Source organism: Halomonas sp. IOP_31 (genome assembly GCF_021151495.1).
GTDB lineage: Bacteria > Pseudomonadota > Gammaproteobacteria > Pseudomonadales > Halomonadaceae > Modicisalibacter > Modicisalibacter zincidurans.
Window position 1 is genome coordinate 20,990 of sequence record NZ_JAIRBP010000011.1, and the last position, 21,998, is coordinate 42,987.

The 21,998-nt window shown below is 65.8% G+C and carries 19 protein-coding genes; 15 read left to right on the top strand and 4 right to left on the bottom strand.

What is annotated here, in order from left to right; all coding sequences use genetic code 11:
- Positions 1-6 precede the first annotated feature (6 nt).
- From prfA to K7I12_RS07815, 13 genes are all read left to right on the top strand, one after another.
- Positions 7-1,092 (top strand): peptide chain release factor 1, encoded by a 1,086-nt coding sequence (prfA, locus tag K7I12_RS07755; RefSeq protein WP_031383090.1) that lies wholly within the window; start codon positions 7-9, stop codon positions 1,090-1,092.
- Positions 1,092-1,931, top strand: coding sequence for a peptide chain release factor N(5)-glutamine methyltransferase (gene prmC / locus K7I12_RS07760; protein WP_031383091.1), 840 nt, complete (start codon positions 1,092-1,094; stop codon positions 1,929-1,931). The genes prfA and prmC overlap by 1 nt, the downstream gene beginning before the upstream one ends.
- 189 nt (positions 1,932-2,120) lie before the next feature.
- Positions 2,121-2,624 (top strand): Lrp/AsnC ligand binding domain-containing protein, encoded by a 504-nt coding sequence (locus K7I12_RS07765; RefSeq protein ID WP_031383092.1) that lies wholly within the window; start codon positions 2,121-2,123, stop codon positions 2,622-2,624.
- 66 nt (positions 2,625-2,690) lie between these two features.
- Positions 2,691-3,467, top strand: coding sequence for a HesA/MoeB/ThiF family protein (locus K7I12_RS07770; protein ID WP_031383093.1), 777 nt, complete (start codon positions 2,691-2,693; stop codon positions 3,465-3,467).
- A gap of 4 nt (positions 3,468-3,471) precedes the next feature.
- Positions 3,472-4,410, top strand: a complete 939-nt coding sequence (locus K7I12_RS07775; protein ID WP_051907382.1) for a LysR family transcriptional regulator — start codon at positions 3,472-3,474, stop codon at positions 4,408-4,410.
- A 141-nt stretch (positions 4,411-4,551) separates the two neighbouring features.
- The gene (locus K7I12_RS07780) at positions 4,552-5,844 is read left to right on the top strand and encodes an NAD(P)/FAD-dependent oxidoreductase (RefSeq protein WP_231663807.1); all 1,293 of its coding nucleotides are present in this window, start codon (positions 4,552-4,554) and stop codon (positions 5,842-5,844) included.
- 83 nt (positions 5,845-5,927) lie between these two features.
- Positions 5,928-7,064 (top strand): ABC transporter ATP-binding protein, encoded by a 1,137-nt coding sequence (locus tag K7I12_RS07785; RefSeq protein WP_231663809.1) that lies wholly within the window; start codon positions 5,928-5,930, stop codon positions 7,062-7,064.
- Positions 7,065-7,074: 10 nt separating this feature from the next.
- On the top strand, positions 7,075-7,992 hold the full coding sequence (locus K7I12_RS07790) for an ABC transporter permease (protein WP_231663811.1): 918 nt from the start codon (positions 7,075-7,077) through the stop codon (positions 7,990-7,992).
- The gene (locus K7I12_RS07795) at positions 7,989-8,786 is read left to right on the top strand and encodes an ABC transporter permease (protein ID WP_231663813.1); all 798 of its coding nucleotides are present in this window, start codon (positions 7,989-7,991) and stop codon (positions 8,784-8,786) included. The genes K7I12_RS07790 and K7I12_RS07795 overlap by 4 nt, the downstream gene beginning before the upstream one ends.
- A gap of 37 nt (positions 8,787-8,823) precedes the next feature.
- Positions 8,824-9,888, top strand: coding sequence for an ABC transporter substrate-binding protein (locus K7I12_RS07800; RefSeq protein WP_231663814.1), 1,065 nt, complete (start codon positions 8,824-8,826; stop codon positions 9,886-9,888).
- A 120-nt stretch (positions 9,889-10,008) separates the two neighbouring features.
- The gene (locus K7I12_RS07805; RefSeq protein ID WP_031383100.1) at positions 10,009-11,373 is read left to right on the top strand and encodes a glutamine synthetase family protein; all 1,365 of its coding nucleotides are present in this window, start codon (positions 10,009-10,011) and stop codon (positions 11,371-11,373) included.
- A gap of 131 nt (positions 11,374-11,504) precedes the next feature.
- A complete protein-coding gene (locus tag K7I12_RS07810) occupies positions 11,505-12,794 on the top strand; it encodes an NAD(P)/FAD-dependent oxidoreductase (protein ID WP_231663815.1) in 1,290 nt (429 codons plus the stop codon).
- A 237-nt stretch (positions 12,795-13,031) separates the two neighbouring features.
- Positions 13,032-13,586: a glycine zipper 2TM domain-containing protein gene (locus K7I12_RS07815; RefSeq protein WP_231663816.1), complete on the top strand. Its 555-nt coding sequence runs from the start codon at positions 13,032-13,034 to the stop codon at positions 13,584-13,586.
- 59 nt (positions 13,587-13,645) lie between these two features.
- On the opposite strand, the gene K7I12_RS07820 is transcribed toward K7I12_RS07815, so the two are convergent.
- A complete protein-coding gene (locus tag K7I12_RS07820) occupies positions 13,646-15,025 on the bottom strand; it encodes a glutamine synthetase family protein (protein ID WP_231663817.1) in 1,380 nt (459 codons plus the stop codon).
- A 266-nt stretch (positions 15,026-15,291) separates the two neighbouring features.
- On the opposite strand from K7I12_RS07820, the gene K7I12_RS07825 reads away from it, so the two are divergent.
- Together K7I12_RS07825 and K7I12_RS07830 are read left to right on the top strand one after the other, a co-directional pair.
- A complete protein-coding gene (locus K7I12_RS07825; protein WP_231663818.1) occupies positions 15,292-16,698 on the top strand; it encodes an aspartate aminotransferase family protein in 1,407 nt (468 codons plus the stop codon).
- On the top strand, positions 16,695-18,194 hold the full coding sequence (locus tag K7I12_RS07830) for an aldehyde dehydrogenase (protein WP_031383105.1): 1,500 nt from the start codon (positions 16,695-16,697) through the stop codon (positions 18,192-18,194). The genes K7I12_RS07825 and K7I12_RS07830 overlap by 4 nt, the downstream gene beginning before the upstream one ends.
- Positions 18,195-18,358: 164 nt before the next feature.
- Here the strand turns inward: K7I12_RS07830 and K7I12_RS07835 are convergent, their stop codons facing one another.
- The 3 genes from K7I12_RS07835 to gatA form a co-directional block, all read right to left on the bottom strand.
- Positions 18,359-18,910: a cupin domain-containing protein gene (locus K7I12_RS07835; RefSeq protein ID WP_031383106.1), complete on the bottom strand. Its 552-nt coding sequence runs from the start codon at positions 18,908-18,910 to the stop codon at positions 18,359-18,361.
- A gap of 65 nt (positions 18,911-18,975) precedes the next feature.
- Positions 18,976-20,451: an Asp-tRNA(Asn)/Glu-tRNA(Gln) amidotransferase subunit GatB gene (gene gatB / locus K7I12_RS07840; RefSeq protein ID WP_031383107.1), complete on the bottom strand. Its 1,476-nt coding sequence runs from the start codon at positions 20,449-20,451 to the stop codon at positions 18,976-18,978.
- Positions 20,451-21,956 (bottom strand): Asp-tRNA(Asn)/Glu-tRNA(Gln) amidotransferase subunit GatA, encoded by a 1,506-nt coding sequence (gene gatA / locus K7I12_RS07845; protein WP_231663819.1) that lies wholly within the window; start codon positions 21,954-21,956, stop codon positions 20,451-20,453. The genes gatB and gatA overlap by 1 nt, the downstream gene beginning before the upstream one ends.
- Between the last annotated feature and the right edge of the window lie 42 nt (positions 21,957-21,998).

Genomic DNA, 21,998 nt, shown 5'->3' on the forward strand with positions numbered 1-21,998 from the left:
CACTGCATGAAAGCGTCTTTGCGCCAGCGTCTTGAAAGCCTTCACGAACGCTTCGACGAACTCGCCGCGCTGCTCGCCGAGCCGGACGTCATCGCCGATCAGGCGCGCTTTCGCGACTACTCGCGGGAATACGCGGAACTCGATGAACTCATCGAGGCGTGGCGCGAATTCCGTGCCACCGAGAGCGACGTCGAGGCCGCCGAGCAGCTCACCGGCGACGCCGATGCCGAGATGCGCGAACTCGCCAACGAGGAGCTCTACGCCGGTCGCGAGCGGCTCGCCGAGCTCGAGACGCGACTCAAGGTGCTGCTGGTGCCCAGGGACCCCGACGATGCGCGCAACGTGTTCCTCGAGGTGCGCGCCGGTACCGGCGGCGACGAGGCGGCGCTGTTCGCCGGCGACCTGTTTCGCATGTACTCGCGCTATGCCGAGAAGCACCGCTGGAATGTCGAGGTGATCAGCGCCAGCCACGGCGAGCAGGGCGGCTACAAGGAGATCATCGCGCGGATCAAGGGCGACGGCGTCTACGCGCGGCTCAAGTTCGAATCCGGCGCGCATCGCGTCCAGCGCGTTCCCGCCACCGAGTCCCAGGGGCGCATTCATACCTCGGCATGCACGGTGGCGGTGATGCCCGAGGCCGACGCGGTCGGCGACATCGACATCAACCCCAACGATCTGCGTGTCGATACCTTCCGTTCCAGCGGCGCCGGCGGCCAGCACGTCAATACTACCGATTCGGCGATCCGCATCACCCACCTGCCGAGCGGCGTGGTCGTCGAGTGCCAGGAGGAGCGCAGCCAGCACAAGAACCGCGCCAAGGCGATGTCGCTGCTGGCCGCCCGGCTCAAGCAGAACGCCGTCGACAGCCAGCGTCAGCAGCAGGCCGATACGCGCAAGTCGCTGGTCGGTTCCGGCGATCGCAGCGAGCGCATCCGCACCTACAACTTCCCCCAGGGCCGGATCACCGACCATCGCGTCAACCTCACGCTCTACAAGCTCGGCGAAGTGATGGGCGGCGAACTCGACGAGGTCATCGCGCCGCTGATCAACGAATACCAGGCCGAGCGGCTGGCGGCCTTGCAGGACGCCTGATGCGCATCGATCGGTTGCTGGTCGAGGCCACCGCGCGTCTGGCCGCCGCCGGCTCGCCGACCCCACGACTCGATGCCGAGGTGCTGCTGGGCCATGTGCTGGGCCGCGAGCGCAGCTGGCTCTACACCTGGAACGATCACGGTGTCGAGGGTTTTCTGCGGGCCCGCTTTGCCGCGCTGATCGCCGCACGGGTCGTCGGCGAACCGGTGGCCTACCTGACCGGCGAGCGCGAATTCTGGGGGCTGGCGCTTGCCACGCACGCAGCGACGCTGATCCCGCGGCCGGACACCGAATGCCTGGTCGAAACGGCGCTGGCGCTGAGGCCGGCGACGGCGCAGCGGGTGCTCGACCTGGGCACCGGCAGCGGGGCGATCGCCCTGGCGCTGGCCAGCGAACGACCCGCCTGGCGGGTCACCGGCGTCGACAGGATCATTGAGGCCGTAACGCTGGCCAGCGCCAATGCGCGCCGCCTGGGCATCGCCAATGCCGACTTCCAGGTCAGCGACTGGTTTGCCGCGCTCACCGACCAGCGCTTTGAACTGATCGTCGCCAATCCGCCCTATCTGGCAGAAGACGACCCGCACCTCGCGCTCGGCGACGTACGCTTCGAGCCGCGCTCGGCGCTGGTGGCCGGGGGCGAGGGCCTGGCCGACCTGCACTATCTGATCGGCGCCGCGCGCCATTACCTGGAGACCGAGGGCTGGCTGCTGCTCGAGCATGGCATGGCGCAGGGCGAAGCGGTGCGCGAGGCGCTGAATCAGGCAGGCTATGGGGCGGTCGCGACCCGCCTCGACCTGGCCGGCCGGCCGCGGGTTTCGCTGGGTCGGCGCGACGACTGAACGCAGCGTGGAATATGCCCGCTGGTTATCCTTCGGGCCGATGTGATAAGACTATCGAGCCGTCATGCCGCATTGGCAGATATTGCTGTTTGCTTGTGGCATTTCGCGATAAGACCATCACTTGCTGCGCCAAGACGCGGTCAACGTAGGTGATCATCCTGCTATCGTGCAGTAGGGAACATTCTTACAATGAAAGCCAAGACACGCTCGCTGGACCGTATCGATCTCAAGATCCTGCGCAGCCTGCAGGAAAACGCGCGCATCTCCTATGTCGATCTGGCCGCCCAGGTGGGACTGTCGACAACGCCCTGCCTGGAGCGCGTCAAGCGGCTGGAAAGGGCGGGCATCATTCGCGGCTACCGGGCGATTCTCGATCCGCAAGCGCTCAAGGCGAATCTGCTGGTGTTCGTCGAAATCTGCCTGGAAACCCAGTCGCCGGCAGTATTCGACGAATTCCGTCGGGCCGTCGCCAAGTTGCCGCAGATCCAGGAGTGTCACCTGGTATCGGGCCAGTTCGACTATATCCTCAAGTGCCGGATTCCCGAGATGTCCGCCTACCGCCAACTGCTCGGCGACGTGGTGCTGACGCTGCCCGGGGTCAAGGAATCCAAGAGCTATGTGGTCATGGAGGAGGTCAAGGAGGAGTTTTCCCTGCACGTTCCCGAGCTCGACGAGCTCGACGCCAACAAGTAGTCCGGCCAGCGACGATTCCGGCCATGGCGGTAACCATCAATTCGTACTGCGAACCCGGGAGTGGTGATGAACGATGAGGCGCTGTTGCGCTATAGCCGGCATATCATGCTCGCTGCGCTGGACATCGAGGGCCAGCAGCGCCTGCTCGACGGCCATGCGCTGGTGATCGGCGCCGGCGGACTGGGCTCGCCGGTCGCGCTTTATCTGGCGGCGGCCGGGGTGGGCCGGTTGAGCATCGCCGATGCCGATGTCATCGAGATCAGCAACCTGCAGCGCCAGATCGCCCACCGTCAGGCTGACCTGGGGCGCAACAAGGCCGAGTCCGCGGCCGCGGCGGCAAGTGCCCTCAACAGCGACTGCGAGATTGTTCCACTGACCGCGCATCTCGACGGCGAGACGCTCGCCACGGCAGTGGCGGCGGCCGACGTGGTGCTCGACTGTACTGATCGCTTCGCCAGCCGCTACGCGATCAATCGTGCCTGCGTCGAGGTCGGGCGTCCGTTGGTCTCGGGAGCGGCGATCCGCTTTTCCGGTCAGTTGGCGGTGTTCGATCCGCGCGACCCGCAAAGTCCCTGCTATGCCTGCCTCTACCCGCCCGCGGCCGACGACGACGACGACGGCGATGACGAATTGCGTTGCGCCGAGAATGGCGTGATCGGCCCGCTGGTCGGGCTGATCGGCTGCTTTCAGGCGCTCGAGGCGATCAAGCTGTTGAGCGGCGCGGGCAGGCCCCACCGCGGCCTCTCGACCTTCGACGGCCTGGACGGCGAGTGGCGCCGCTTCAACGTGCCCCGCGACCCGGACTGCCCGGTCTGCGGCGTATCCGCCCGCGCGGCGAGGTAGGCCGATGGAAGGGCCGCTCGGTCAGGTCAGCGATTTCGACATTCGCCTGCTGCGGATCTTCAAGGCGGTGGCCGAAAGCGGTGGTTTTACCGCCGCCGAGGTGTCGCTGGGCATTGGCCGCTCGGCGATCAGCGTGCACATGGCCGATCTCGAAAAACGTCTGGGGCTGCGCTTGTGTCAGCGCGGGCGAGGCGGCTTCGCGCTCACCGAGGAGGGGCGCGAGGTCTACCAGGCGGCGCTGACCCTGCTGGCCTCGCTGGAGACCTTTCGCACCGAGGTCAACGGCCTGCATCAGACGCTGCGCGGCGAATTCAGCATCGGCATCACCGACAACCTGGTCAGCCTGCCGCGCATGCGCATCACCCACGCGCTGGCCGATCTCAAGGCGCGCGGACCGGACGTGCGCCTCAATATCCACATGACGCCGCCGGACGAGATCGCCCGAGCGGTACTCGATGGCCGCTTGCAGCTGGGTGTGGTACCCGACGTCAACCGCCTTGCCAGCCTCGAGGTGCGTCCGCTGTACAGCGAGCGATCGCTTCTTTATTGCGCTGACGCGCATCCATTGTTCGGCGTGGACGAAGCGCAGTTGAACGAAACCTGCCTGGCCCGTCAGCCGGCGGTGGTGCCGGGCTATCCGCTCCCCGGCGAGGCGCGCGAGCGCATCGAACGTCTGGACGGCCAGGCGACGGCATCGGATCGCGAAGGTGCGGCATTCCTGATTCTCACCGGATGTTTCATCGGCTATCTGCCCGATCACCTGGCACGCCCCTGGATCGAGGCGGGGCGCTTGCGCGCGCTGGCGCCGGAGCGCGAACGCTTCGCCACCGACTTCGTCACCGTGACCCGCCGTGGACGGCGACCGCACCGGGTGCTGGAGGCGTTTCTCGAGGCCTTGGCGGCACAGGACCGGGAGGCGGATGAGCATAGCGAAACAGGCTAGGTGTTATCGAATACTTGACAATAAGCGCGGTGCTGGTGTCAGACTAAGTGGATATTATCACGATTGCCGATTTGCGATGGTGAAAGAATTCAACAATAACTTGGGTTCTCCCGACGAGAACCAACGCTTTCGGAAGTGTGTATGAACCTAGCTGCGACCCTGCGCCGCCCGGCGTCCTACTACGCCGCCAGTACCCAGGTGACCCTCGCGCCGACACCGCCGCTGGCCGGCGAGCAGCGTGTCGACGTCTGCGTGGTGGGCGGCGGCATCACCGGCTGCTCGGCGGCCCTGCACCTGGCCGAACGCGGCTATAGCGTGGCGCTGCTCGAGGCCGGCGAGATCGGTCATGGCGCCTCGGGGCGCAGCGGCGGTCAGATCCTGCCCGGGCTGGGCACCGACATTGGCGTGATCGAGAAGGCCCTGGGCCACGAGCGCGCCAAGGCGATCTGGGAGATGAGCCGCGAATCGGTGCGCCTGACCGCCGCGCTCATCGAGCGCCACGCGATCCCCTGCGACTTGCACTGGGGGTATCTGCACGCCGCCGTCAAGCCCCGTCATGTTCGTGAATTGCGCAACTTCCAGGCTTCCATGGCCGAGCGCTACGGCTACGAGTCGCTGCACCTGCTCGAAGGCGAGGCGCTACGCGAGCGGGTCGTCACCGACGCCTACCCGGCGGCGCTGTTCGACGCCGAAGGCGGCCACCTGCATCCGCTCAACTACACGCTGGGACTGGCGCGCGCCGCGCAGCGCGCCGGGGTGAGCATCCACGAACACAGCGCCGCCGTGGCCATCGAACGTGGCGAGCCGGCCCGGGTGAGCACTGCCCAGGGCCGGGTGAGCGCCGATTATGTGGTCATCGCCGCCAATGCCTACCTGGGTGGCCTGGTGCCCGAGCTCGGCGGGCGCATCATGCGCGCCGCCAACTATATCGTCGCCAGCGAGCCGCTCAGCGAAGCGCAGGCCGCCCAGGTGCTGCCCCACAACGACGCGCTCTCCGACGCCAACTTCGTGCTCGATTACTATCGTCTGTCGGCCGATCGCCGGCTGATCTACGGCGGCGAGGTCAGCTACGACGGGCACGAGCCGCGCCATCTCCAGGCGCGCATGGATGCCAAGATCGCGCGGCTGTTTCCGGCGCTGAAGGGCGTTGGCATCGACTACCGCTGGGGCGGCGACGTGGCGATCACGCTCAACCGCGCCCCGGATTTCGGCCGCCTCGACGGCAACCTGTTCTACGCCCAGGGCTATTCAGGCCACGGCATGTCGCTGGCCGGGCTGGCCGGGCAGCTGCTGAGCGATGCCATCGCCGACCAGGCCGAGCGTTTCGAGCTGTTTTCCGCCATGCCGCACCGACCATTCCCGGGCGGGCGCTGGCTGCGTACGCCGCTATTGGTGCTGGCGACGAGTTTCTACAAGTTGCGGGATCGCCTGTGAGGAACGCGCCCGGGGCGAGGCCGTCTGCCGCGCCGGCATGCCGTCAACAGTCGTTATACCCGTCAACGATAGGGAGAGTGGCGATGAGTGATCCCATGCCGGCTGCCGAGGCCGGTTCTCGAGAGGCGGCAGTCGCTGACGCGCCTGTCCAGTCGCGGCCCCGCGAAGCCTCGTCCATCGAGCTCGAAGGGTTGCACAAGCGATTCGGCCGCGACACCGTCGCCCTCGACGGGGTCGATCTGACCATCGAGGCCGGCGAGTTCTTCACCTTGCTGGGGCCCTCGGGCTGCGGCAAGACGACCCTGCTGCGCATCCTCGCCGGACTCGAGGAGCCCAACGGCGGGCGCCTCAAGATCGGCGGCAAGGACGTCACCGATACCCCGCCGCACCGGCGCAGCGTCAACACCGTCTTCCAGTCCTATGCGCTGTTTCCCCACTTGTCGGTACGCGACAACCTGGCCTTCGGCCTGCGCATGCGCGGCGAGTCGGCCGCCGAGCGTGACCGCAAGGTTGCCGAAGTCGCCGAATTCATTCAGCTCGGCTCGCTGGTCGAGCGCCCTGTCGATCAGCTCTCCGGCGGTCAGCGCCAGCGTATCGCGCTGGCCCGGGCGCTGATCTGCGAACCCGACGTATTGCTGCTCGACGAGCCGCTGTCGGCGCTCGATGCCGGCCTGCGCGGGCAGTTGCAGGTGGAACTGCAGCGTCTGCAGAAGCGCCTGGGCATGACCTTCGTGTTCGTCACCCACGATCAGGACGAGGCGATGGTGATGTCGGATCGTATCGCCGTGCTGGACAGCGGCATCATCCAGCAGGTGGGCTCTCCCAGCGACGTCTACGAGCATCCCGCCAATGCCTTCGTGGCGCGCTTCATGGGCCACGATAATCTGTTCGCGATCAGCCGCAGCGAAGCCGACTGGGTCGAGACCGAGCTCGGCCGGCTGATGCTGGAGCCGGCCGAGCAGCGCGCCGAGCAGGACGGCTGGCTGTTGATTCGCCCCGAGACGCTGGAGCTGGGCCCCGAGGTCCCCGAGGGCTACAACCGTCTCGAGGGCATCGTCCGCGAGCGCCTGTATCGCGGCAGCCGCATCGAATACCGGCTCGAGGTCAACGGCCGGCCGCTGATGGCGATGGCCAGCAACCTGGGCCAGCGCATGCACGGCGTGGGCGATCGCGTCACCATCAGCGTGTGTCCCGAGGACCTTGTGCGCGTGGCGTCCTGAGGAGAGCAGCATGGCCAATACACAGTTAGTCACACGTCGCCATGCGGTGGTCAGCGAGACCCGCCACCTGCTGTTCAGCGTGATGCCCGGCGCGTTATGGATCTTCATCTTCCTGGTGTTGCCCAGCCTGTACCTGATGGCGGTGGCCTTCATGTCCAACGGCACCTACGGACTGCCCGAACTGCCGCTGTCGCTGGACGCCTTCAAGCAGCTGGCCGGCTTCGGCTTTCTCGGCTGGAGTCCGGGCAACCTATATACACTGCTGCGTTCGCTGTGGCAGACCCTGGTGTCGACGGGCCTGGTGATCCTGGTTGCCTACCCGATCGCCTATTACATCACCACCTGTCGCGCCAAGCTGCGACCGCTGATGCTGCTGGCGGTGGTGGTGCCGTCGTGGACCAACCAGGTGATTCGCGCCTTCGGCTGGATGAACCTGCTGGCCCCGGGCACGCCGCTCTCCGATGCCGCCCAGGCGCTGGGCCTGATCGGCGACTACATGGGCCTTTATCCCTCCAATTTCGCGGTGACGCTGGGGCTGGTCTACAACTTCCTGCCGTTCATGGTGCTGCCACTGTATGCGGCCTTCGAGAAACTCGATGTCGCCCAGGTGCAGGCCGCCCAGGATCTCTACGCCGCGCCGGTGCGGGCCTTCTGGCACGCGGTGTTTCCACAGACGCTACCCGGGCTGCTGGCGGGCACGGTGCTGGTGGCGATTCCCGCCTTCGGCATGTACGTGATTCCCGAGCTGCTCGGCGGCGGCAAGGGCATGATGCTCGGCAACCTGGTCGCCAATCAGTTCGCCGGCGGCTCCAACTGGCCGCTGGGCGCGGCGGGGGCGCTGCTGATGCTGCTGGCGACCTTCGTCGGGTTGTTCGCCATGCGCCGGATCGGCAAGCGCCTGGGTGGCGGCGAGGAGGTGGTGATATGAGAAAGCGCACCCTCAACCGCGGTCTGGCGGGTTTCTGGTGGCTGACCCTGGTCTTTCTCTATCTGCCGCTGGCGATCGTCGTGCTGTTCTCGTTCAACTCGACCAACAGCGCCGCCAATTTCTCGGGCTTCTCGCTGCGCTGGTACCAGCGCCTGCTGGGCAACGACCAGATCATCTCGGCATTCTACAACAGCCTGGTGTTGGCCATCGTGTCGTCGATCGTCGCACTGATGATCGGTTGCTTGATCGGTTATGGCATGTATCGCCACCGGCATCGCAAGCTGGGCTGGCTGATCGTGCTGATCTACCTGCCGATCGTGTTGCCGGACATCGTCTTCGGCATTTCGGAAATGGCCTTCTTCGTCCAGTTCAACCGTCTGACCGGGCTGCTCGAACCGGGACTGGGGACGATGATCATCGCCCACGTGACCTTCCAGATCCCGTTCGTCGCGCTGATCGTCTATTCGCGGTTCGTGGGCCTCGATCCGAGCCTGTTCGAGGCCGCCAAGGATCTCTACGCCTCGCCGTTCAAGCGCGCGCTGCACTTTCTGCTGCCGACCGTCAAGCCGGCGCTGATCTCGGCGTTCTTCCTGTCGTTCACGTTGTCGATCGACGACTTCGTGATCAGCTTCTTCACCGCCGGCCCCGAGAGCGCGACGCTGCCGATCTATATCTGGGGCGCCATCAAGAAGGGCGTGTCGCCGGAAATCAACGCCATAGCCACGCTGATGATCGGCGCGGTGGCGCTGGCGGCGGTCTTGAGTCTGCTGTTCAATCGTCAGGGGCGCCGCTAGGTGCGACTGCCAAACCTGGAACTAGGAGAACGACACCATGAAAACAATCACCACACGCGTCGTCACCGCGCTGGGCGGGCTGTTGCTGGCCGGCGCGACGCAGGCCGAAGAGGGCAAGCTGTACCTGTTCAACTGGACCGCGTACATGGACCCGGCGATCATCCAGGCGTTCGAGGACAAGTACGATGTCGAGGTGGTCCAGAACTACTTCAATTCGCTGCCCGAGATGTTCGCCAAGCTCAACACCGGCGGGGCCTCGCAGTACGACATCATCGTACCGTCCAACTACTATGTGCCGCGGCTGATCGAGACCGGCCTGGTCCAGAAGCTCGACAAGTCGAAGATCCCCAACTTCGACAACATCATGGACCAGTTCAAGAATACCGATTACGACCCCGGCAGCGACTACACCGCCGCCTACCAGTACGGCGTCACGGGTATCGTCTACAACACCGAGACCTTCCCCGCCGCGCCCAAGAGCTGGTCGTTGCTGTTCGACCCGAAGGTCAATGCCGGCCGGCCGTTCGGCCTGATGGGCGACGGCCAGGTGAGCATGGGCGCCGCCTGCGCCTACCTGGGCTACGGCTATGCCTGCACCGATTCCGAGGCCTGGAAGGAGGCCGCCAAGCTGCTGCTCGACACCAAGCAGCGCGGCAACTTCAGCGGCTTCGTCGATGGCACGCCGGCGCTGCAGCAGCTGGCGCGCGGCGTCACCCACGTCTCGCTGTCGTACAACGGCGATTATCTCTATTACCGGGAAGAGAACCCCGAGTCCTTCGCCAACATCGAGTTCATGATTCCCGACGAAGGCACCGAGATCTGGGTCGACTCGATGATGATTCCATCCGGCGCGCCCAATCCGGAGCTGGCCTACAAGTTCATCAATTTCATTCTCGATCCCGAGATCGGCGCCCAGCTGTCGAACTACAACTACTACTCGAGCCCCAACGCGGCGGCCAAGCCGTATCTCGACGCGGTGTTGACAAAGCCGCCGGTCACGCCCAGCGATGCGGATCTCGAGCGGCTCTCTTTCACGCCCAGCCTGCAGGGCGACAAGCTACAGATGTTCAACCAACTGTGGACCGAGGTGCAGTCGCGCTGATCGTTCGCGGCGGGGCGACCCGCCGCCGCACGAGCACGTGAACGCCCGATGCCGCTCCGGTGCCGCACCCCGGCCTTCGCAGCAGCATCGGGCCTGCCCCCGGCCGATCAAGGAATCTTTATGAGCGAGCGTAGCGGCCATGAACTCAGTGAATGGTTTCATGCTCATGGCATCACCGAAGTGGAATGCCTGGTCAGCGATCTGACCGGCATCCTCAAGGGCAAGATCATGCCCGCCGGCAAGTATCTCAACGGCGGCCGGCCGCGGCTGCCCGATTCGATCTTCATCCAGACGGTGACCGGCGGTTATCCCGACGACGAGGATATCCGCTTCTGGAACCCCGCCGAGCGCGACATGCAGCTGGTTCCCGACCCCGGCGCCGTCTACCTGGTGCCATGGGCCGACGATCCCACCGCGCAGATCATCCACGACTGCTTCTACCTGACCGGCGAACCGGTCGAGCTGTCGCCGCGCAGCGTGCTCAAGCGCGTGCTGGCACTCTACGAGTCGCGCGGCTGGCGCCCGGTGGTGGCGCCCGAGGTGGAGTTCTACCTGGTCAAGACCAACACCGACTCCGATTATCCGCTGGAGCCGCCGGTTGGCCGCAGCGGCCGCCAGGAAAGCAGCCGACAGTCGTTCTCGATCGACGCGGTCAACGAGTTCGATCCGCTGTTCGAGGAGATGTACGACTACTGCGAAGCGATGGACCTGGACCTGGACACCCTGATTCACGAAGAGGGCGCCGGCCAGATGGAGGTCAACTTCCAGCACGGCGATCCGCTCAAGCTCGCCGACCAGGTGGTGATCTTCAAGCGCACGTTGCGCGAAGTGGCGCTGCGCCACGGCATGTACGCCACCTTTATGGCCAAGCCGATGGCTCACGAGCCGGGCAGCTCGATGCACGTGCACCAGAGCCTGCTCGACATCAAGTTCGGCGACAATCTGTTCGCCGGCGACGATGGCGAGCCCAGCCGGCTGTTTCATCACTTCCTCGGCGGGCTGCAGGCCTACCTGCCGGCGGCGATGCCGTTCTTCGCGCCCAACGTCAATTCCTACCGGCGCCTGGTACGCACCGAAACCAGCGGCTCGGCGCCGGTCAATACCGAATGGGGTTTCGACAACCGTACCGTGGGCTTGCGCGTGCCGGTGGGCGACGCCGTGGCGACCCGGGTCGAGAACCGTCTGGGCGGCGCCGACTGCAATCCGTATCTGGCGATCGCCGCTTCGCTGGCCTGCGGCTACCTGGGCATGCTCAGCCAACTCGATCCGCGCCCGCCGATGGTCGGTTCGGCGTGGTCGTCGGGCAGCAAGTTGCCCGACGACATCGGCCCGGCGCTGGCCGCGCTGCGCGAATGCAAGCCGTTGGCCGACCTGCTCGGCGAACGCTTCGTCAACAGCTACCTGGCGGTCAAGCGCGCCGAGCATGCGGCCTACTTCGGCGTGATCAGTTCCTGGGAACGCGAGCATCTGCTGTTGCGGGTCTGACCCGCTGGATCACTGAGCGAAAGGCGAGGGGCGGCATGAAGGCGTATCGATTGAGTGGTATAGCACGCAGTCATTAGCAGTCTCCCTGCCTTCGCTTAGAAGCGACCCCGTTTCGTTGGTTGGAGATTTTCATGCAAACGACCGATACGCCCCATGTGGCATCCTACTATGCCGCATCGGCCAACCCCAGCCCGACACGCCCGGCCCTGCAGGGCGAAACTCGGTGCGACGTCTGCGTGGTCGGGGCCGGCTTCACCGGTATTTCCGCCGCCCTGCACCTGGCCGAGCAAGGCCAGCAGGTGGTGGTGCTCGAGGCGGCGCGGGTCGGTTTCGGCGCCTCGGGGCGTAACGGCGGACAGCTCGTCAACAGCTACAGCCGCGACATGGACGTCATCGAGGCGCGCTACGGCGAGCAGACAGCGCGGGCGCTGGGCGACATGGCCTTCGAGGGCAATTGGATCATCCGCGAGCGCATCGCCCGCTACGACATCGCCTGCGATCTCAAGGACGGCAATCTGTTCGCGGCGTGCAACGCCAAGCAGATGAAGGCGCTGATCGAGCACAAGGCCCTGTGGGAGCGCTACGGCCATGAGCGACTCGAGCTGCTCGAGGGCCAGGCCTATCGACAGGACATTGGCAGCGAGCGTTATGTCGGCGCGCTGCTCGACCATTCGGGCGGTCATCTGCATCCGCTCAATCTGGTGCTGGGCCAGGCCGCGGCGCTGGAGTCGCTGGGTGGGACGATCCACGAGCAGACGCCGGTGGATCGTATCGAGCATGGCGAGCCGGTGCGCTTGCATACCCCTCAGGGGATGGTCGTCGCCGAGCGGGTGGTGCTGGCCGGCAACGCCTACATGAAAGGCTTGCTGCCGCAGATGGAGGGCAAATCGATGCCCGCCAGCACCCAGATCGTCACCACCGCGCCGCTCGACGCCGTCCAGGCCGAGGCGATTCTGCCCAGCGACCGTGCGGTGGAAGATTGCAATTACCTGCTCGACTATTACCGGCTGTCCGCCGATCGGCGGCTGATCTACGGCGGCGGGGTCAGTTACGGCGGTCAGGACCCGGCGAGCATCGAGGGGGCGATCCGCCCCAAGCTGGAAACCACCTTCCCCCAGCTCAAGGGCGTAAAGGTCGATTACGCCTGGAGCGGGACCTTCCTGCTGACGCTCAACCGCCTGCCGCAGTTCGGGCGGATCAACAGCAACGTCTATTATGCCCAGGGTTATTCCGGGCATGGCGTGACCTGCTCGCATCTTGCCGGACGCCTGATCGCCGAGGTCATGGCCGGCCACAGCGAACGCTTCGATGCCTTCGCCGGGGTGCCGCAACTACCGTTCCCCGGTGGCCGCGCGCTGAGCGTGCCGTTGACCACGCTGGGTGCCTGGTACTATCGCATGCGCGACGCGCTGGGTGTCTAAGGGAGACTGTCGGAATGGAAACATCGTTCGGAAACTGACTTTTCTTACGTTTTGTCATAAACTGTAACCCTCTCATCGCTTGAACCCGACGGGTGCAATCGGAAGCCGCCGAACTCCCGTATACATCGCCTGTGCAGAGCGTCGCTCATCGGATAGCGGCCCAGGCTCGCCAGGAGGCGGGCTCGCGGTCGCCGACAATGGCATCATGCGGATGCAGCAAAGAGAAAGGAGGCGACTATGAACAAGTCGATCGTCGTAGGCGGCACGCTGGCCGTGCTGGGATTGGGCGGGCTGGCGTTTGGCACCTATCAGATGAACGAGGCCCAGTCCGGACCGCAATTCGCCCGGATCACCCAGGTCGATCGGGTCACCGAAACCGTCGAGACGCCTCGCGAGGTCTGCGAAGACGTGGCGGTGACGCGCCAGCGTCCGGCCAAGGACCCCAATCGTATCGCCGGCACCGCGGTCGGCGCGATTGTCGGCGGCGTGCTGGGCAATCAGGTGGGTGGCGGCAGTGGCAAGAAGATCGCCACCGCGGCGGGGGCGGTGGCCGGTGGTCTGGCCGGTCGCGAGGTGCAGCAACGCATGCAGCAGGGCGAAACCTACACCACCACCGAGCAGCGTTGTCGTACGGTTGCCGATAGTCGCGAGAAACTGATCGGCTACGATGTCGAATACCGTGTCGACGGAGAGACCCGTACCGCACGTCTCGACCAGGCGCCCGAAGGGGATCGAGTGGCGCTGGTCGACGGTCAGCCGCAATGGCAGGCCGATACCAACTCCGGGTCGTAGTGCATCATCCGCTGAATGAATAAGGCCCTGCCAATGGCGGGGCCTCGTTCTGTCGGGGCTCAGACGTGGCGCAGATACCAGTCGTATTCCAGAGTACTGACGGTACGCATCGTCTCGGCGCGCTCGGCGAGCCGGTTGGCGAGAAACACGTGATGGAAGCCGCGGCCCAGGATTTCGGCCAGCACGTCGTTCTCGGCGAACAGGTCGAGCGCGCGTTGCCAGCTGTTGGTCAGCGTCGGTTCGAGCTGCTCGTAGGCGTTGCCCTCGATCGGCGGCGGCGCCATGAGCTCGTTGCTCAGGCCATGCAGGACCGAGGCGAGTAGTGTCGCCAGCAGCAGGTAAGGGTTGGCGTCGGCGCCGGCGACCCGATGCTCGATGCGTCGCGCGGCGTTGGGCCCCGAGGGGATGCGCACCGCCACCGAGCGGTTGTCGTAGCCCCAGGAGGGGGCCATGGGCACGTACAGGCCGGCCTGAAAGCGACGATAGGAATTCAGGTTGGGGGCGAAGATCGCCATCGACGCCGGCATCAGTTCGAGCATTCCGGCGATCGCTTGGCGCAGTGCCGGGGTGCCGAGTGGATCCTCGTCGGTACTGGCGAAGACATTGTTGCCGGTCTCGTCGAGCAGGCTGATGTGCACATGGGCGCCGCTGCCGGCCTCGTCGCCGTAGGGCTTGGCCATGAACGTGGCCTCGAAACCGTGGTTGAGCGCCACGCCCTTGATCAGCCGCTTGAGCAGCACGGCGCTGTCGCCGGCACGCAGGGCGTCGTTGCAGTGGATCAGGTTGATCTCGAACTGGCCCGGTGCGCATTCCTTGAGTGCGGTGTCCAGCGGCAGCGCCTGCTCGGCGGCGGCCTGCTGGATTTCCTCGAGGAAATCGGCATATTCGTCGAGTTCGTTGATCGAATAGAGCTGGCTCTGGGTGGCCCGCTCGCCGGTGCCGGGCGAACGCGGCGGCTGGGCCAGGCCCAGGTCGTCGCGGCGCCGGTCGACCAGGTAGAATTCCAGTTCCATTGCCACCACCGGCGTCAATCCGCGGGCCGTAAAGCGCTCGAGAACGTGCCTCAGCACCTGACGAGGGTCGGCGAAGAACGGGCTGCCGTCGATCTCTTCCATGGTCATCAGCAGTTGCGCCTGGCGGCCTTCGCGCAGCCAGGGGGTCGGGTGCAGCGAGCCGGCAATCGGACGGCAGACCCGGTCGCTGTCGCCGCTGGAAAGCCCCAACCCGGTTTCCTCGATGGTATTGCCGTTGATATCCAGCGCGAACAACGAGGCAGGCAAGTTGATGCCGTTGCGATACGCCTTGATCAGGTTGTCGCGTGGGATGCGTTTGCCACGCAGAACGCCATTCAGGTCGCTGATCAGCAGATCGAAGCTTTCGATGTCCGGGTGATATTCGAGAAAGCTCCGGGCGTCGGCCTGGGCGGATGCGGACGTCATGAGGCGATACCTTTGTGCTGATGGTGGTTGTCCATGATGCTCATCTTTCCGTCGGGCACGGGTGTTGTCAAATTTTTTACGCCTTTTCCGCGCCAGGAAGTGCTCACGCCTCCTCTGCTAACGGGTTTTTGCCTTTTAATGGGGGTTTTTCAGTAATGATTAAAAAAGCCCGGGTGCCTTGGCAATCGTTTTCAATGGCATTATGTTGATTAAAACATAACACGCGAGCCGCGCTGACTATCAAAGGAGCTCACCAGGAGAAGCCCATGATAAGCCCGAGTACACGCGAACTGCAGGCGCTGGATCGCGCGCATCACTTGCACCCCTTCACCGACTTCAAGGCGCTGGGCGAAGAAGGCAGCCGCATCGTCACCCATGCCGAGGGTGTCTACATCCATGACAGCGAGGGCAATCGTATCCTCGACGGCATGGCCGGATTGTGGTGCGTCAACCTGGGCTATGGACGCGATGAGCTGGTCGACGCCGCCACGGCCCAGTTACGCGAACTGCCGTACTACAACAATTTCTTCAAGACCACGCATCCGCCGGCGGTGCGTCTTGCCGAGCAGCTTTGCCGGCTGGCGCCGGCCCACATCAACCGGGTGTTCTTCACCGGCTCCGGCTCCGAGGCCAATGACACCGTGCTGCGTATGGTGCGCCGCTACTGGGCGCTCAAGGGCAAGCCCGAAAAACAGCTCGTGATTGCCCGCGAGAACGCCTACCACGGCTCCACCGTGGCCGGCATGAGCCTGGGCGGCATGGCGCCGATGCACGGCCAGGGCGGCCCGTGCGTGCCGGGCATCGAACACATCCGGCAACCCTATTGGTTTGGAGAGGGGCGCTTCAGCCAAGGGCGCGACCAGTCGCCGGCGGCGTTCGGGCGGGCCTGCGCCCAGGTCCTCGAGCAGCGCATCCAGGCGCTGGGCGAGGACAACGTGGCGGCGTTCATTGCCGAACCGGTGCAGGGCGCGGGCGGTGCGATCATTCCACCGCAAAGCTACTGGCCGGCGGTCAAGGCGGTGCTGGCCAAGTACGACATTCTGCTGGTGGCGGACGAGGTGATCTGCGGCTTTGGCCGGCTGGGCGAATGGTTCGGCAGTCAATACTACGGACTCGAGCCCGACCTGATGTCGATCGCCAAGGGGTTGTCGTCGGGCTACCTGCCGATCGGCGGGGTGCTGGTTGGCGACCGCGTCGCCGAGACGCTGATCGACGAGGGCGGCGAGTTCTTCCATGGCTTCACCTACTCCGGCCATCCGGCCTGCGCCGCGGTGGCGCTGAGGAATCTCGAGCTGATGGAAGCGGAGAACGTCGTCGCGCGGGTGCGGGACGAATTGGGCCCCTACCTGGCCCGACGCTGGGCCGAACTGGGCGAGCATTCGATCGTCGGCGAAGCGCGCAGCCTGGGGTTGATCGGCGCGCTGGAGCTGGTTGCCGACAAGGCCAGCGGCGAGCGCTTTGCCAGAACGCTTGCGGCGGGCAACCTGTGTCGCGACCTGTGCTTCCAGAACGGTCTGGTGATGCGCTCGGTAGGCGATACCATGATCATCTCGCCGCCGCTGGTCATCCGCCATGAACAGATCGACGAGCTGGTCGCGCTGGCGCGTCGCGCCCTGGACGAAACCGCGCGTCGCCTGAATACCAATACGACTGTAAGGGAGACAAGAACATGAGCGCCAACTTGACCCACGCCGACTGGCAGCGTCTCGCCGGCGAGCTGAGCTTCGAGACCCGCGCCTATATCGGCGACGCCTTCGTCGAGGCCGCCAGCGGCGAAACCTTCGAAGCGATCAACCCGGCCACCGGCCAGCGACTGGCCCGGGTCGCCAGCTGCGATGCCGCCGATGTCGAGGCCGCGGTGGGCCATGCCCGCGCGGCCTTCAATCGTGGCGACTGGTCGCGGCTGGCCCCGGGGGCGCGCAAGCAGGCCATGCTGCGCCTGGCCGCGCTGATGGAAATGCACATCAACGAGCTGGCATTGCTCGACACCCTGGACATGGGCAAGCCGATCGGCAGCTCGCTGGGCGACATGGCCGGGGCGATCGGCTGCATCCGCTACAACGCCGAGACCATCGACAAGCTGTATGGCGAGGTCGCGCCCACCGGCGAGGAGAGCCTGGGCCTGGTGCTGCGCGAGCCGCTCGGGGTGGTCGGCTCGATCGTGCCGTGGAATTTTCCGTTGATGATGACCGCCTGGAAGATCGGTCCGGCATTGGCCGCCGGCAACAGCGTGATCCTCAAGCCTTCCGAGAAGTCGCCGCTGTCCGCGCTGCGTCTCGCCCGGCTGGCCCAGGAAGCCGGTCTGCCGGCGGGTGTGTTCCAGGTGCTGCCGGGGTTCGGCCATACCGCCGGCAAGGCGTTGGCACTGTCGATGGACGTCGACTGCCTGTCGTTCACCGGTTCCACCGGGGTCGGCAAGCAATTGATGCAGTACGCCGGCCAGTCGAATCTCAAGCGTGTGTATCTCGAATGCGGCGGCAAGAGCCCCAACCTGGTGTTCGCCGACTGCCGGGATCTCGATGCCGTGGCCCGTCATGCCGCCGAGGCGATCTTCCACAACCAGGGCGAGGTGTGCATCGCCGGTTCGCGGCTGCTGGTCGAGAACTCGATTCGCGAGGCGTTCGTCGAGCGCGTGCTGGCGCATGCCGAGACCATGCAGCCCGGCGATCCGCTCGACCCGGCGAGCTTCATGGGCGCCATCGTCGACGCGACCCAGCACGCGCGCATCCTCGATTACATCCGCCAGGGCGTGGCCGAGGGCGCGAACCTGCGCACCGGCGGCCAGGCGGTGAGCCCGGTCGCCGGCGGGCTGTTCGTCGCGCCGACCGTCTTCGACAACGTCACTCCGCAGATGGCCATCGGCCGCGAGGAGGTGTTCGGCCCGGTGCTGGCGGTGTTCGGCTTCGACAGCGAGGAGCAGGCCGTGGCGCTGGCCAACGACAGCGAGTACGGGCTGGCCGCCGGGCTGTGGAGCCAGGACATCGATCGCATCATGCGGGTCTCGCGGCGGCTGCATTCCGGCCAGGTGTTCGTCAACAACTGGGCCGGCGGTGACATGACGGTACCGTTCGGCGGCGTCAAGCAGTCCGGCAACGGCCGCGACAAGTCGCACCACAGCCTGGCGGAATATTCCGAGCTCAAGACGGTGTGGATGTCGCTGGCGACCTGACGCCGGACGGTCCTGGCGCGCCTAGGCTTTGTCCGAAAAGTGCCTGCGCTCGACCATGCGGCGTTAAAAATAGGCTCAAAGTACTCATTTACAACCCGTAAACTCCGCCTTTTCGCCCATTTTTGCCTTGTCTGGCCATCGCTCGCCGACTTTTCAGATGAAGCCTAGAAGGTGCGCGCCGGGGTGCAGCAACTGACCAGCCGGCAGGGCGTCGAGCCGGGATTGCGGAAGCGGTGGGGCAACTGGGTATTGAAGTAATAGGCCTCGCCGGGGCCCAGTACCCGGGTGTCGATACCGATGGTGATCTCGATTTCGCCTTCGAGCACCACGCCGGCTTCCTCGCCGCGGTGGGTGATCATCTCGCGGCCGGTGTCGGCGCCCGCCGGGTAGGTCTCGATCATGAACGACAGGCCGCGGGTCTGATGATTGGCGCCGACCAGCTTGTAGATCACCTCGCCGCTGCCGATGTCGGTGAGTTCGTCGGCCGAATAGAAGACCTGATCACGGCTTTCCAGGTCGAGGGTGAAGAAATCGCCGACGCTGATCGGGATGGCGTCGAGGATCTTCTTCAACGAGCTGACCGAGGGGCTGACCTTGCCCTGTTCGATCAGCGACAGGCTCGAGTGGGTGACGCCGCAGCGCTTGGCCAGCTCGCGCTGGGAGATACCGCGCAGGGTGCGCAGCGAGCGCAGGCGTGGGCCGACATCGTCTGACATCGCGAGGGGTTCCTTGTGCGCCTTGTGCGATCGCGCCGGCAGCTTGCCCGCCGGCGCGATGGTCTTCACGCGTTGTCGAGTTTTTCCTTGAGCAGGGCGTTGACCTGCTGCGGGTTGGCGGTGCCGCGCGAGGCCTTCATCACCTGGCCGACGAAGTAGCCGATCATCTTGCCGCGCTTGTCGGGCTCGGCCTCGCGGTACTGGGCGACCTGCACCGGGCTGTCGGCGATTACCTGATCGATCATCGCCTCGATGGCGCCGCTGTCGGTGACCTGCTTGAGTCCTCGGGCGTCGATGATCGCGTCGGCGCTATTGTCATCCCCGCCTTCGCCGTTCCACAGCGCGGCGAACACCTGCTTGGCCGCCTTGCCGTTGATGGTCTCGTCCTTGACGCGGGCCACCAGGCCGCCGAGCTGCGAGGCCGAGACCGGACTGTCGGCGATTTCCAGGCCCTCCTTGTTGAGGCGCCCGGCGAGCTCGCCCTGGACCCAGTTGGCGGCCAGCTTGGCGTCGCCGCTGACGTCCTTGACGACTTCGAAGTACTCGGCCATGGCGCGGCTTGAGGCGAGCACGCCGGCATCGTAGGCCGACAGGCCCAGCTCGTTCTGGAACCGTGCGCGCTTCTCGCTGGGCAACTCCGGCAGGCTGGCGCGCAAGTGATCGACATACGCCTGGTCGAGCACCACCGGCAGCAGGTCGGGGCAGGGGAAGTAACGGTAGTCGTTGGCCTGCTCCTTGGTGCGCATGCTGCGCGTCTCGTCGGCCTCGGGATCGTACAGGCGGGTTTCCTGAACCACGCTGTCGCCGTCCTCGATCAGCTCGATCTGGCGCTCGATCTCGTAGGCGATCGCCTTCTCGACGAAGCGGAACGAGTTGACGTTCTTGATCTCGGCGCGGGTACCCAGCGTCTCCTGGCCCTTGGGGCGCACCGAGACGTTGACGTCGCAGCGCATCGAGCCCTCGGCCATGTTGCCGTCGGAGATGCCCAGGTAGGTGACGATGGCGTGGATCGCCTTGAGGTAGGCCGCCGCCTCCTTGGCCGAGCGCATGTCCGGCTCGGAGACGATCTCGAGCAGCGGCGTGCCGGCACGGTTCAAGTCGATGCCGGTCATGCCCTGGCCCATTCCGTTAGAGAAAGTTTCGTGCAGCGACTTGCCGGCGTCCTCCTCGAGGTGGGCGTGGTGCACGCGGATGCGCTTGGTGCTGCCGTCGTCGAGGGAAATCTCGACCTCGCCCGGGCCGACGATCGGCTGATACATCTGGCTGGTCTGGTAGCCCTTGGGCAGGTCGGGGTAGAAGTAGTTCTTGCGATCGAAGACCGAGGTTTCGGGAATTTCGGCATCGATGCCCAGCCCGAACTTGACCGCCATCGCCACGGCGCCTTCGTTGAGTACCGGCAGCACCCCCGGCAGCCCCAGGTCGACGGCGCAGGCCTGGGTATTGGGCGCGGCGCCGAAGGCGGTCGAGGCGCCGGAAAAGATCTTCGACTGGGTGGCGAGCTGGACGTGGACTTCCAGGCCGATCACGGTTTCCCACTGCATCATGCGTTCTCCTGACCGAAAGCGGGCTGGCGGCGATGCCAATCGGTCGCCTGCTGGAAGCGATGGGCCACGTTGAGCAGGCGCTGCTCGGCGAAATGCGGGCCGAGAACCTGGAGGCCTACGGGGCGGCCTTCCGCGGGGCGGCCTCCCGCGGGGCGGCCTCCCGCGGGGCGCTGGCCGACGAAGCCGGCCGGCACGCTGATGCCCGGGATGCCGGCCAGGTTGACGGCGATGGTGTAGATGTCCTGCAGGTACATCGACAGCGGATCCTTGTTGGCACCCCGGTCGAAGGCCGGGGTCGGCGAGGCCGGCCCCATCAGCACGTCGACATCCTCGAAGGCGTCGAGAAAGTCCTGGCGAATCAATCGGCGGACCTGCTGCGCCTTCTTGTAGTAGGCGTCGAAGAAACCTTCCGAGAGCGTGTGGGTACCGATCAGGATGCGTCGCTTGACCTCGTCGCCGAAGCCTTCGGCCCGCGAGCGTTGATAAAGATCGATCAGGTCGCGGGGGTTGTCGCAGCGATGACCGAAGCGTACGCCATCATAGCGCGACAGGTTCGACGAGGCCTCGGCGGGGGCGATCACGTAATAGGTGGGGATCGCCAGCGCGGTGTGCGGCAGGCTGACCTCGCGCACCGTGGCGCCCAGCGATTCGTAGACGCCGATCGCCTCGCGGATCGCCGCTTCCACCGCCGGGTCGAGACCGTCGCCGAAGTACTCGCGAGGCAGGCCGATCTTGAGCCCCGACAGCGACTCGCCGAGCTCGGCGGTGTAGTCGGGTACGCCGCGCGCCACGCTGGTCGAGTCGCGCAGGTCGTGGCCGGCGATCGCGCCGAGCAGCAGCGCGCAGTCCTCGGCGGTGCGCGCCAACGGTCCGCCCTGGTCGAGGCTCGAGGCGTAGGCGACCATGCCGTAGCGCGACACGCGGCCGTAAGTGGGCTTCAGGCCGGTGATGCCGCAGAACGCCGCCGGCTGGCGGATCGAGCCGCCGGTATCGGTGCCCAGCGCGGCCGGAACCAGCCCGGCGGCGACCGCCGCGGCGCTGCCCCCGGAGCTGCCGCCGGGCACCGCGGACAGGTCCCAGGGATTCTTGACCGGGCCGTAGTAGCTGTTCTCGTTGGACGAGCCCATCGCGAACTCGTCCATGTTGGTCTTGCCGAGGCTGACGCTGCCGGCGGCGGCGAGTTTCTCGACCACCGTGGCGTCATAGGGCGCGACGAAGCTGTCGAGCATCCGCGAGCCGCAACTGGTGCGCACGCCCTGGGTGCAGAAGATGTCCTTCAAGGCCAGTGGCAAGCCGCTCAGCGGACCGGCCTCGCCCCGCGCGCGCGCGGCGTCGGCGCGGTCTGCAGCCGCGAGGGCGGCGTCTGGCGTTACGGTGATGAAGCTGTTGAGTTCGCCGTCGAGGCGCGCGATGCGCGCGAGCAGCGTCTCGCTCAACTCGCGGCTGGAGAACTCACCGGCGGCCAACGCCGTGGCCAGCTCGGTCAAGGTCTTGTCATGCATGAACAGAGGGGCTCCCTGAAAGGCTTGGTCTTTCTTGCGCAG